14 protein-coding genes are annotated in these 10,789 nt (G+C 73.4%); all 14 read left to right on the top strand.

Annotated elements, in window-relative coordinates; genetic code table 11:
* Positions 1–71 precede the first annotated feature (71 nt).
* On the top strand, positions 72–638 hold the full coding sequence (locus VM242_07225) for a uracil-DNA glycosylase (protein HVM04944.1): 567 nt from the start codon (positions 72–74) through the stop codon (positions 636–638).
* Entirely contained in the window at positions 635–1,114 is a 480-nt protein-coding gene (gene tsaE / locus VM242_07220) for a tRNA (adenosine(37)-N6)-threonylcarbamoyltransferase complex ATPase subunit type 1 TsaE (protein HVM04943.1), read from the top strand. Before VM242_07225 ends, tsaE begins: the two co-directional genes overlap by 4 nt.
* A complete protein-coding gene (tsaB, locus tag VM242_07215) occupies positions 1,102–1,809 on the top strand; it encodes a tRNA (adenosine(37)-N6)-threonylcarbamoyltransferase complex dimerization subunit type 1 TsaB (protein HVM04942.1) in 708 nt (235 codons plus the stop codon). Before tsaE ends, tsaB begins: the two co-directional genes overlap by 13 nt.
* 54 nt (positions 1,810–1,863) lie before the next feature.
* Entirely contained in the window at positions 1,864–2,442 is a 579-nt protein-coding gene (rimI, locus tag VM242_07210; GenBank protein ID HVM04941.1) for a ribosomal protein S18-alanine N-acetyltransferase, read from the top strand.
* The gene (gene tsaD, locus VM242_07205) at positions 2,439–3,482 is read left to right on the top strand and encodes a tRNA (adenosine(37)-N6)-threonylcarbamoyltransferase complex transferase subunit TsaD (GenBank protein ID HVM04940.1); all 1,044 of its coding nucleotides are present in this window, start codon (positions 2,439–2,441) and stop codon (positions 3,480–3,482) included. The genes rimI and tsaD overlap by 4 nt, the downstream gene beginning before the upstream one ends.
* Positions 3,483–3,586: 104 nt before the next feature.
* Positions 3,587–3,880 carry a co-chaperone GroES gene (groES, locus tag VM242_07200; GenBank protein ID HVM04939.1) on the top strand — a complete coding sequence of 98 codons (294 nt, stop codon included), beginning with the start codon at positions 3,587–3,589 and terminating at the stop codon, positions 3,878–3,880.
* A complete protein-coding gene (gene groL, locus VM242_07195; protein ID HVM04938.1) occupies positions 3,880–5,553 on the top strand; it encodes a chaperonin GroEL in 1,674 nt (557 codons plus the stop codon). Before groES ends, groL begins: the two co-directional genes overlap by 1 nt.
* A gap of 4 nt (positions 5,554–5,557) precedes the next feature.
* The gene (locus tag VM242_07190) at positions 5,558–5,725 is read left to right on the top strand and encodes a hypothetical protein (protein ID HVM04937.1); all 168 of its coding nucleotides are present in this window, start codon (positions 5,558–5,560) and stop codon (positions 5,723–5,725) included.
* A gap of 140 nt (positions 5,726–5,865) precedes the next feature.
* Positions 5,866–6,378: a GAF domain-containing protein gene (locus tag VM242_07185; protein ID HVM04936.1), complete on the top strand. Its 513-nt coding sequence runs from the start codon at positions 5,866–5,868 to the stop codon at positions 6,376–6,378.
* Between the two features lie 41 nt (positions 6,379–6,419).
* Positions 6,420–6,956 (top strand): hypothetical protein, encoded by a 537-nt coding sequence (locus VM242_07180; GenBank protein HVM04935.1) that lies wholly within the window; start codon positions 6,420–6,422, stop codon positions 6,954–6,956.
* Positions 6,957–7,053: 97 nt separating this feature from the next.
* Entirely contained in the window at positions 7,054–8,217 is a 1,164-nt protein-coding gene (locus tag VM242_07175) for a GuaB3 family IMP dehydrogenase-related protein (GenBank protein HVM04934.1), read from the top strand.
* Between the two features lie 8 nt (positions 8,218–8,225).
* Positions 8,226–9,842, top strand: a complete 1,617-nt coding sequence (gene guaA, locus VM242_07170; GenBank protein HVM04933.1) for a glutamine-hydrolyzing GMP synthase — start codon at positions 8,226–8,228, stop codon at positions 9,840–9,842.
* Positions 9,843–9,895: 53 nt separating this feature from the next.
* On the top strand, positions 9,896–10,222 hold the full coding sequence (locus VM242_07165; GenBank protein ID HVM04932.1) for a metalloregulator ArsR/SmtB family transcription factor: 327 nt from the start codon (positions 9,896–9,898) through the stop codon (positions 10,220–10,222).
* A gap of 75 nt (positions 10,223–10,297) precedes the next feature.
* Complete coding sequence (locus VM242_07160; GenBank protein ID HVM04931.1) at positions 10,298–10,771, top strand: VOC family protein; 474 nt, start codon at positions 10,298–10,300, stop codon at positions 10,769–10,771.
* The last annotated feature ends 18 nt before the right edge of the window (positions 10,772–10,789 follow it).

Genomic DNA, 10,789 nt, shown 5'->3' with positions numbered 1-10,789 from the left:
GCGGGCCTCAGCCCCGTTCGTCGCCCCGATCCGGCCGTCCGCACCCCGGCTCGCCACTACCATTCGCGGTCGTGCTCGCCCTGGCGGAGCTGGAACGCGAGGCCCTGTCCTGCACCCGGTGCCCGCTGGCCGGCGGGCGGACCACCGTGGTGTTCGGCGTGGGCGACCCCTCGGCGGACCTGATGTTCGTGGGCGAGGGCCCGGGGCACGAGGAGGACCTCAAGGGCGAGCCCTTCGTGGGCCGGTCGGGGCAGCTGCTGGACCGCCTCCTGCGGGAGGAGCTGGGCGTCGGCCGGGACAGCGTCTACATCGCCAACGTGGTGAAGTGCCGCCCGCCCGGGAACCGCGACCCCCTCCCCGAGGAGGTGGCGTCGTGCCGTCCGTACCTCGAGCGCCAGATCGAGCTGATCGCCCCCCGGGTGATCGTGACCCTCGGGAACTTCGCCGCTCGACTGCTTCTCGGCGCCTCGGCCGGCATCAAGGCCCTGCGGGGCCGCGCCTACCGGTACCGGGACGCCGTCGTCGTGCCCACCTACCACCCGTCGTTCGTCCTGCGCAGCGGATCGGCGGGCGAGGCCATGGCAGGCATCCGGGCCGACCTGGTGCGGGCCAAGGAGCACCTGGCGGTGCCGGTGTGATCAGCGTCCTCACCAAGTCGGCGGAGGACACCCGGGAGCTGGGCGCCGCCCTGTCCACCGTGGCCCGGGCGGGCGACGTCGTCCTCCTGTCCGGGGACCTGGGGGCGGGCAAGACGACCCTGGTGCAGGGCTTCGCCCGCGGCCTCGGCGTCACCGAGCCGGTGGTGAGCCCCACGTTCATCCTGGTGCGCACCTACCACGGCCGGCTCACCCTGGTGCACGCCGACGCCTACCGGATGGACAACCTCCGGGAGGTCACCGACCTGGACCTGCCCGAGCTGCTGGACGACGGGGGCGTGGCCCTCGTGGAGTGGGGGGACGTCATCGCGCCCGTGCTGCCGGCCGACTACCTGGAGATCCGCCTCGAGTTCGGCGAGGGGGACGACGACCGCCACATCTCGGCGCGTGTCGTCGGCCCCGCGTGGGCGCCGCGGGCAGGCGCCCTGCGGGGCGCCCTGGACCGGTGGTCGGCGTGATCATCCTCGGCATCGAGACGGCCACCATGCAGGTGGGATGCGCCCTCGGCGGCGTGGAGGGCGCCCTCGCGTCGTTCACGGCGGCACGGGGCCGCCGGCACGCCGAGACGCTGGTCCCGGCGGTCCAGTTCGTCTGCGAGCAGGCGCGGGTCCAGCTCGGTGAGGTCAGCGTCGTGGCCGTCGACGTGGGCCCCGGGCTGTTCACCGGCCTGCGGGTCGGCGTGGCGACGGCCAAGGCGCTGGCCCACGCCCTGCGGGTGCCGATGCTCGGCCTGTCCAGCCTCGACCTGCTCGCCTTCGCCCTCCATCACACCGAGGGCCTGATCGCCACGGTGGTCGACGCCCGCCGCGGCGAGGTGTTCGCCGCCCTGTACCGGCCCGTCCCCGGCGGCGTCCAACGGGTGGCGAACCCGCGGGTGTGCGCGCCGGCCGAGCTGGCCTCGGAGCTGATGGCGATGGGGGAGGACTGCCTGCTGGTGGGCGACGGTGCCGTCCGCTACGGCCGCGCCTTCGACGACGCCCGCCACCTCTCCATCGCCGACGGCGCGTTCGCCTACCCCTCGCCGGCCGCCCTGGTGCAGCTCGCCCACGCCAAGGCCCTGCGCGAGGAGTTCGTGCAGCCGTCGGAGCTGGAGCCGATGTACCTCCGGAAGGCCGACGCCGAGATCAACTGGGAACGCCGCCAGAGTGCCTGACGACGGCGACCCCGGCGTCCCCCGGGAGGCCGGGCCGGGCGGCGGGAGGGCGTAGTGGCGGCCCGGGTCCCCGAGCCCGTGGGGCCGCCGGACGTCGTCCTCACGCCCATGCGCCGGCGCCACCTGCGGGGCGTGCTGAGGATCGAGGCGCAGGTCTATCCGCGGCCGTGGTCGTTGCGTCTGTTCATGAGCGAGCTGGCCCTGCGCAGCACCCGCGCCTACTCCGTCGCCCTGGTCGACGGCATGGTCGCCGGGTACTCGGGGCTCATGCTGAGCGGCGAGGACGGCCACGTCACCACCCTCGCCGTGGACCCGCGGTGGCAACGCCACGGGATCGGCTCGCGGCTCCTGCTCCGGATGGCCCGCACGGCCCTGGAACGGGGCGCCCGCCACCTGACCCTCGAGGTACGCGTCACCAACGACGGGGCGCAGTCGTTGTACCGCCGGTTCGGCTTCGCCCCCGCCGGCGTGCGCAAGAACTACTACGTGGAGACGAACGAGGACGCCCTCGTGATGTGGGCCAACGACATCGACGGCGTGGACTACCGTCGCCGGCTGTCCGGCATCGAGGCCCGGCTGGACGCGGCCGGCGGCGCCGCCACCGAGATCGACCCCGAACAGGAAGCCCGATGACCGACACCGCGACTCCGACCGCCACACCTCCCCCGCTCAAGGTCCTGGGGATCGAGACGTCGTGCGACGAGACGGCGGCCGCCGTGGTGGTCGACGGGCACCAGGTGCTGTCGTCGGTCGTCAGCAGCCAGGTCGACCTGCACGCCGCCTTCGGCGGGGTGGTGCCGGAGCTGGCCAGCCGCGCCCACGTCGAGCTGCTCACGCCGGTGGTGGCCGAGGCCCTGGTGGAGGCGGGCATCGACGGCGACGGGGTGGGGGCGGTGGCCGCCACCGTCGGGCCGGGCCTGGTCGGGTCCCTCCTCGTCGGCCTCAGCGCGGCGAAGGCGCTGGCCCTGGTGTGGGGCGTGCCCTTCGTCGGCGTCAACCACCTGGAGGCGCACATCTACGCCGCCTTCCTGGAGGAGCCGGACCTCCAGCCGCCCCTGGTCGTCCTCATCGTCTCCGGCGGGCACACCCTGCTCGTCTCGATGGAGGGCCACGGCCGCTACCGGCTGCTCGGTTCCACCATCGACGACGCCGCCGGCGAGGCGTACGACAAGGTCGCCCGCTTCCTGGGCCTGGGGTACCCGGGTGGCCCGGCCATCGACCGCCTGGCCATGCAAGGCGACCCCAAGGCGATCGAGTTCCCCCGTGGCCTGCTGCGCGAGGGCTACGACTTCTCGTTCAGCGGCATCAAGACGTCGGTCGTCAACTACGTCCGCAAGCACCCCGACGTGCCGGTGGCCGACGTGGCGGCGTCGTTCCAGGAGGCGGTGGTGGACGTCCTGGTCACCAAGGCCCAGCGGGCGGCGGCCGAGGTCGGCGCCACCGGCATCGTCCTGGGCGGCGGCGTGGCGGCGAACACCCGCCTGCGCGAGCGGGTTCTCGACGCGTGCATCGCCGACGGCCTGCGCGGCTTCCTTCCCAGCCGCGACCTGTGCACCGACAACGCGGCCATGGTCGCCGCCGCCGGGTACTTCCGGCTCCTGTCGGACGGGCCCACGCCCCTCAATGTGGGCGCCGACCCGAACCTCGGGCTGCCCGTCGTGGTCGGGTCGTAGCGACGCGCCCCGGGCGCCGTGCGCGCTTGCCGTAGCGCCCGGCCGCGCCTATCGTTAGCACTCGACAGGCGAGAGTGCTAACGACAGTCCCGGAGGACGAAGCTATGAACCTGCAACCGCTCGATGACCGCATCGTGGTCCGTCCCAGCGAGTCGGAGGAGAAGACCGCATCGGGCCTCGTCATCCCCGACACGGCCAAGGAGAAGCCCCAGCAGGGCGAGGTGCTCGCCGTCGGCCCCGGCCGCCGGGCCGACACCACCGGAGAGGTCATCCCGCTGGACCTGAAGGTCGGCGACAAGGTCGTGTACTCCAAGTACGGCGGCACCGAGATCACCATCGACGGCGAGGACCTGCTGATCCTCACCGGCCGCGACGTGCTCGCCAAGGTGACCAAGTAGTGCCGAAGCAGATCAGGTTCGACCAGCAGGCCCGCCGGAGCCTCGAGAGCGGGGTGAACCGCCTGGCCAACGCCGTGAAGGTCACCCTGGGGCCGCGCGGGCGCAACGTGGTGCTCGAGAAGAAGTTCGGCGTCCCCACCATCACCAACGACGGCGTCACCATCGCCCGCGAGATCAAGCTGGACGACACCTTCGAGGACATGGGCGCCCAGCTGGTGAAGGAGGTCGCCACCAAGACCAACGACATCGCCGGAGACGGAACCACCACGGCCACCGTCCTGGCCCAGGCGCTCATCCACGAGGGCCTGCGCAACGTGGCCGCCGGCGCCAACCCCATGTCGCTCAAGCGGGGCATCGAGAAGGCGACCGCCGTCGCCGTCGAGGCCATCCGGGCCCAGGCCAAGGACGTGGACGACCGGAGCGAGATCGCCCAGGTCGCCTCCATCTCGGCTGCCGACCCGAGCATCGGAGAGGTCCTGGCCGACGCCATCGACCGCGTGGGCAAGGACGGCTCGGTCACCATCGAGGAGTCCAACCTCTTCGGCATGGAGGTCGAGTTCACCGAGGGCATGCAGTTCGACAAGGGCTACCTCTCGCCTCACCTGGTCACCGACCAGGAGCGGCAGGAGGCGGTGCTCGACAACCCGCTGATCCTCTTCGCCAACCAGAAGGTCTCGGCCGTCCACGAGCTGGTGCCGCTGCTCGAGCGGGTCATGCAGGCGAGCCGGCCCCTGCTGATCATCGCCGAGGACGTCGAGGGCGAGGCCCTGGCCACCCTGGTGGTCAACAAGATCCGGGGCACGTTCAACTCGACGGCCGTGAAGGCCCCCGCCTTCGGCGACCGCCGCAAGCAGATGCTCCAGGACGCCGCCATCCTGTGCGGCGGGCAGATCGTCTCGTCCGAGCTGGGCGTGAAGCTGGAGAACGTCACGCTCGAGATGCTCGGCTCGGCACGACGGGCGATCGTCACCAAGGACCACTGCACGATCGTGGACGGCGGCGGCGACCCCGACGCCATCAAGGAGCGGGCCCACGCCATCCGCAGGGAGATCGACGAGGCCACCTCCGACTGGGACCGCGAGAAGCTGACCGAGCGGCTGGCCAAGCTGGCCGGCGGCGTCGCGATCGTGAAGGTCGGCGCCGCCACCGAGGTGGAGCTCAAGGAGAAGAAGCACCGCATCGAGGACGCCCTCTCCGCCACCCGGGCCGCCATCGAGGAGGGCATCGTCCCCGGCGGGGGGGTCGCCCTGGTCCGGGCCCGCCCCGCCGTCGACGAGCTCATCGCCACCCTCACCGGTGACGAGGCCACCGGGGCCAGGGCCGTCCGCCGGGCGCTCGAGGAGCCCCTCAAGTGGATCGCCTACAACGCCGGCCTGGAGGGCCCGATGATGGTCCAGCAGACCGAGCGGGAGAGCGGGAGCATCGGCCTCAACGCGGCGACCGGGCAGTTCGAGGACCTGTTCAAGGCCGGGATCATCGACCCCGCCAAGGTCACCCGCTCGGCCCTCCAGAACGCCTCCTCCATCGCGGCCATGCTCCTCACCACCGAGTGCCTCGTGGCGGACAAGCCCGAGCACGAGCCCGAGGTCAACGTCGCCGGCGCGCGCGCCTACCAGCGTGAGTACGCGTCGGGGAACGCCTTCTCGGGGCTGCCGACCGCGGGGCTGATGTAGCTCGGTGGCCGACATCCCGCCGCCCGACCCCGAGAAGCTCCTCGCCTCCTGGATGCAGTGGGAGCGGGGCGACCTCCCGCCCGGGCGGGTGATGGCCGACCTCAAGAAGGGCGGGCTCCGGGAGCTGCTGGAGTCCACCGTGCAGGCCCATCGGGAGATCGTGGCGGGCTGACGCCCTCCGTCCTCGTCCTGAGCCGCCCCCGCCGTGTACGCCGCGGCGGGGGCGTGGCGCGTCCATACCTGTCGCCGCGCACAGTGCGGACGCGCCTTACTAGGTCTGCCACTAGGGGCTACCGTGTGTCCGATATGGCGGTGGCGAGCGTTCCCGACGGCGACGGCCTGCGCCTCGTCGTCGAGGAGGTCCGCTCGTCGGTGCCGGGGTGCGGGGCGGCCGTGGTGAGCGTCGTCCGGGGCGACGACCCGGTCACCGTCGTGGGGACCAGCCTGCTCGGGTGCCAGCTGGAGCAGGCGCAGTGGACGGCGCAGCGGGGCCCGGCCGTCGACGCCTTCCGCCAGCTGCAGGTGTTCAACGTCTCCTGCCTGTCGACCGCCCGGTCGTGGCCCGAGTTCACCCACGTCGCCCTCGGTCGTGGCGTCCGCAGCACGCTCGCCGTGCCGGTCACCGCCCGCGGGCGGGCGCTCGGCGTGCTCAATCTCTACTCGAGCGAGCGCGACGCGTTCGCCGGCCGGGAGTCGGTGGCCGTACGCTACGCGTCGCAGGCGGCGGCCCTCCTGGCCGGCGTGGAGTGGACGCCGGCCGTCTCCGGGCCCTCACCCGCCGGGCCGCCGGCGGGCGGCCCCGACGTGGTGCCCGCCATCTCCTGACGGCGGGCCCGACAGAGGAGGAGCACATGCGAGGTTTCCGGTTGTCGCGTCCCTCGGACGGCGGCGGGCCGCGGCGGTCGGTCCGCGAGGACGCCGAGGCGGAGGCGGCGGCGGAGCTGCGCCGCGTCCTGGAGGGCGCCGGCCTGCCACCCGAGGAGACCACCGAGGTGCTGGAGCGCACCGCCGCCCGCCGCGCCGGCGGGAAGGGGGTGGCCGCTCGGGGCCCGGCGCCCCCGGCGTCCACGGCGCCCGAGCCGGCGCCGGACGAGCCGCGGGAGGCCGGCCAGCCCCCGCCCGAGGCGGCGCGGGGCGGGCCCCCGGCGGCCGAGCCCGAGCTCGAGGTGGAGCGGGGCGGGCCCCGGGCGGCCGACCAGCCGGCGGCCGGCCAGCCCACGCCCGGGCCCCGGGCGGCCGACCAGCCGGCGGCCGACTCAGCGGCGGGGCCCGCCGCCGCGCCGCCGACCCGGCGGGTGCGCAAGTCGCCACCCGGTGCCGTCCGGCCGCCGGCGGGCCCCGGCGCCGCGGCCTCACCGCCGCCCGCCGCGGCCGGGCGGGCGTCGAGGTCCGGGCGCCGGTGACGGAGCCACCGGGCCGAACCGGGGACGGGCCGCCGGTTCCCGGCTTCCCAGCCTCCCGGGCGTAGAATCCCTCTTTCGGGAGCGAACGGGAGGGGTCGTGGCTGAGGTCGAGATCGGCATCGGCAAGTCGGGGCGCAGGGCGTACGGGTTCGACGACATCGCCATCGTCCCCAGCCGCCGGACCCGGGACCCCGAGGACGTGGACATCGCCTGGGAGATCGACGCCTTCCGCTTCGAGCTGCCCCTGATGGCGTCGGCCATGGACGGGGTGGTCAGCCCGGCCACCGCCATCGAGGTGGGGCGGCTGGGGGGCGTCGGCGTGCTGAACCTGGAGGGCCTGTGGACCCGCTACGAGGACCCCGAGCCGCTCTTCGAGGAGATCGCCCGTCTCGACGACGCCAAGGCCACCGCCCGCATGCAGCAGATCTACTCCGAGCCGGTGAAGCTGGAGCTGATCACCCGGCGCATCAAGGACATCCGGGAGACCGGCGTGGTGGCCTGCGCCTCGGTCACGCCGCAGCGGGCCCAGCAGTACGCCAAGGCCGTCCTCGACGCCGAGCTCGACCTCCTGGTCATCCAGGGCACGGTGGTGTCGGCCGAGCACGTCTCCAAGACGGTCGAGCCGCTCAACCTCAAGCAGTTCATCCGCCAGCTGGAGGTCCCCGTGATCGTCGGCGGGTGCGCCTCGTACCACGCCGCCCTCCACCTCATGCGCACGGGAGCCGTCGGCGTGCTGGTCGGCGTCGGCCCCGGCAACGCCTGCACCACCCGGGGCGTCCTCGGGCTGGGCGTCCCCCAGGCGACGGCCATCGCCGACGCCGCGGGGGCCCGCATGCGCCACCTCGACGAGACGGGCGTGTACGTCCAGGTCATCGCCGACGGGGGCATCAGCCGGGGCGGCGACATCGCCAAGGCCATCGCCTGCGGGGCCGACGCCGTGATGATGGGCTCGCCGCTGGCCGCCGCCCACGAGGCGCCCGGCCGGGGCTTCCACTGGGGCATGGCGACGTTCCACCCCACGCTGCCCCGGGGCACCCGGGTGCGCACCAAGGCCCGCGGGAGCCTCAAGGAGATCCTGGTCGGCCCCGCCCACGAGAACGACGGCCGGCTCAACCTGTTCGGCGCCCTGCGCACCTCGATGGCGACATGCGGGTACCAGTCGGTGAAGGAGTTCCAGAAGGCCGAGGTCATGGTGGCGCCCGCGCTGCAGACCGAGGGCAAGGACCTCCAGCGCTCGCAGCACGTCGGCATGGGGCAGTAGGCCGGCGGATGAGCGGTACGGCGCCGAGCGGGCCTGGGGCCGCCGTTCACTTCGCGATCGCGCGCCACCCCCTGGCGCGCGATCGCGCAACGGGCCCGAGCTTCGACACCGTCCTGGTCGTCGACTTCGGCGCGCAGTACGCCCAGCTGATCGCCCGGCGGGTGCGCGAGGCGCACGTCTACTCCGAGATCGTCCCCCACACCATGCCGGCGGCCGAGATGATGGCCCGCCGGCCGGCGGCGGTGATCTTCAGCGGCGGCCCGAAGTCGGTGCACGTCGAGGGCGCGCCGTCGGTCGACCCCACCCTGTACGACACCGGCGTGCCCGTGCTCGGCATCTGCTACGGCGCCCAGCTCCTGGCCCAGCAGCTCGGGGGCGAGGTGGGCCGCACCGGCAGGGGCGAGTACGGGCGGACGGCCATGACGGTGGTGGACGGCTCCGCCCTCTTCGCCGACCTGCCGCTCGAGCAGGACGTGTGGATGAGCCACTTCGACTCCATCGCCGTGCCGCCCGCCGGCTTCCGCGTCGTGGCCACCACGCCCGACGCGGTGGCCGCCATCGAGGACCCCGACCGGCGCCTGTTCGGCGTGCAGTTCCACCCCGAGGTGGTGCACACCACCCGCGGCCAGGAGGTGCTCAAGCACTTCCTGTACGAGGTCGCCGGCTGCCGCCCGTCGTGGACGATGACCTCGGTCATCGAGCAGCAGGTGTCCGACATCCGGGCCCAGGTGGGCGACGAGAAGGTCATCTGCGGGCTGTCCGGGGGCGTCGACTCGGCGGTGGCGGCGGCCATCGTGCACAAGGCGGTGGGCGACAACCTCACCTGCGTGTTCGTCGACACGGGCCTGATGCGGGCGGGCGAGGCCGAGCAGGTGGAGGACACCTTCCGGCGCCAGTTCGGGGTGGACCTGGTCCACGTGAAGGCGGCCGACCGGTTCGTCGAGGCGCTGAACGACGTCATCGACCCCGAGCGCAAGCGGAAGATCATCGGGGAGACCTTCATCCGGGTGTTCGAGGAGGTGGCCAAGGACCTCCAGGACGCCCGCTTCCTCGTCCAGGGGACGCTCTACCCCGACATCATCGAGTCGGGCACCAAGGACGCCGCCCGCATCAAGAGCCACCACAACGTGGGCGGCCTCCCCGACGACATGAACTTCGAGCTGGTGGAGCCCCTCCGCAACCTGTTCAAGGACGAGGTGCGGGCGGTGGGCGAGGAGCTCGGCCTCCCCGAGGAGATCGTGTGGCGCCAGCCCTTCCCGGGGCCGGGCCTGGCCGTGCGCATCGTGGGCACCGTCACCCCCGAGCGCCTGGAGATCCTGCGGGCGGCCGACGCCATCGTGCTCCAGGAGATGCGGCGGGCCGGTCTGGAGCGCCAGGTGTGGCAGAGCTTCGCCGTCCTCCTGGCCGTGCGGACGGTGGGCGTGATGGGCGACGAGCGCACCTACGCCCATCCCGTCGTCATCCGGGCCGTCACCTCGGACGACGCCATGACGGCCGACTGGGCCCGCATCCCCTACGACGTGCTCGAGCGCATGTCGAGCCGCATCATCAACGAGGTCCCGGGCGTGAACCGGGTGGCGTTCGACATCACGTCGAAGCCGCCCGGCACCATCGAGTGGGAGTAGCCGGCACGCCCGGGGCTCTTGACCGCCGGCCGGGGCTCTGCGACGCTCGCCCGGTGGTCGACGTCGACGTGCAGGCCGTGCTGCGGGCCCTGGCCGACCCCAAGCGGTTCCGGCTCCTCGGGGCGCTGCGGGAGCGGGAGCGGTGCGTGCGGGACCTGGTCGACGGCGAGTCGCTGCCCCAGCCCCTGGTGAGCCACCACCTCGGCGTGCTGGTGCGCTCGGGGCTGGTGCGCAGCCGGCGGGCCGACGGGTTCACGCTGTACGCCGTCGACCCGGACGGGTTCGCCGCCGCCCGCTCCGCCCTCGGCGACCTCCTCGACCCCGAGGCGCTCACCCCCGTCGCCCTGCCGGGCGGCAACTCCAGCTGCTGCGCCGGCTGAGGTGCCCGCCCCCTTGCCCGAGCCGCCCTTCCGGGCTAGGCTCGGCGAACGTACGTTCGACAGAAGGAGGACCCCATGGGCAGTGTGAAGCCGATCCCCGACGGGTACCCGGCCGTCTCCCCGTACCTTCCGATCGACGGGGCGGACGCCGCCATCGAGTTCTATGCGAACGTCTTCGGTGCCAAGGAGCGGATGCGGATGCCGGCGCCCGGGGGCAAGATCGGCCACGCCGAGCTCCAGCTGGGCGACTCGGTGATCATGCTCTCCGACGCCTTCCCGGAGATGGGGCACCGCACGGCCAAGGAGCTCGGCGGCTCCCCGGTGAGCATCGCCGTGTACGTGGACGACGTCGACGCCGTGTTCGAGCGCGCCGTGGCCGCCGGCGCCACGGTGTTCCGTCCCGTGGAGGACCAGTTCTACGGCGACCGGGCCGGTGCGTTCGACGATCCGTGGGGCCATCGCTGGAGCGTCGCCACCCACGTCGAGGACGTGGCGCCCGACGAGATGGCCCGTCGCGCCGCGCAGATGATGGCGGGCGGCGGGAGCTGACGGGGGGCGGCCCGGGCG

This window comes from Acidimicrobiales bacterium (assembly GCA_035540975.1).
Taxonomy (GTDB): Bacteria; Actinomycetota; Acidimicrobiia; order Acidimicrobiales.
The sequence above is the reverse complement of the archived record's forward strand: the minus strand, read 5'-3'. Positions and strand labels throughout refer to the sequence as shown.

Bases quoted from the DNA above. Each gene is read 5' to 3' on its own strand.
- tsaD (HVM04940.1), top strand. From the start codon at position 2,439: ATGACCGACACCGCGACTCCGACCGCCACACCTCCCCCGCTCAAGGTC.
- VM242_07160 (HVM04931.1), top strand. From the start codon at position 10,298: ATGGGCAGTGTGAAGCCGATCCCCGACGGGTACCCGGCCGTCTCCCCG.
- groES (HVM04939.1), top strand. From the start codon at position 3,587: ATGAACCTGCAACCGCTCGATGACCGCATCGTGGTCCGTCCCAGCGAG.
- guaA (HVM04933.1), top strand. From the start codon at position 8,226: ATGAGCGGTACGGCGCCGAGCGGGCCTGGGGCCGCCGTTCACTTCGCG.